Origin of the sequence: Sebaldella sp. S0638 (assembly GCF_024158605.1) — a bacterium.
Lineage (GTDB): Bacteria > Fusobacteriota > Fusobacteriia > Fusobacteriales > Leptotrichiaceae > Sebaldella.
In genome coordinates, this window is the sequence record NZ_JAMZGM010000292.1 from 1 (window position 1) to 743 (window position 743).

At 31.2% G+C, this 743-nt stretch carries 1 pseudogene; it reads right to left on the bottom strand.

The features are described 5' to 3' along the window. A pseudogene (locus tag NK213_RS20360) lies at positions 1–743 on the bottom strand (hypothetical protein); the annotation flags it as partial.

Below are 743 nucleotides of genomic sequence, written 5' to 3' on the forward strand. Positions count from 1 at the left end.
GGCTTTGTTACTGTTGATTCAAGATAATTTAGGATATTTCCATACTTTAGTTTATAGTCAACAATATTAGTATCCTTTTGATTTAACAGACTTGTTATTTTTAATTTTCCTTCGCGGGTTACCCAGATATCCCCTACTACTGACCGGACTAATTCTGCAAGTTCTTCCATTATACTTTTATCTTTTTCAAATTTTGCGACTGGTATTATTATGTAATCCCCAAGAGTATGCTTCATTTCTTCTATTTCTATGTCACTATCTTCAAATCCTAATTCTTTGGCCAGTTTATACATTAGTGATAAATTCTTTGCTCCTGAATGGTAAACATAATGTCCCTGAAATACGTAATCCTTATCGAATCTCTTTTTAAAGCCTATGGATGTTTTATCCTCCAGTTTTAACTTTATATATGTCCTCAGATGTTCACGCCTTACTACAGGCTCTGCTACTATTCCAACAAACAAAAGCAATTCTTCTCCGTCAAACAGATCTATCACATGAATTTCATCATTTAAATTTATGATATTATTTTCATAACTATCCTTAAAATCATTAAACAACATATCATATACATCAAAAGTCTTATCACTATCTGAGAAATATATTATTTCTTTTTCTGCTGACTTTTCCGTTTCTGGTTTTAAGAAGGTAAGGTCTAGGGTATTGGCTGCTATACTTTGTGTTTCATTTTCAAGAAATTTTGATATTTCCAAAGTATCATTATCCAGATACTCCGATATATC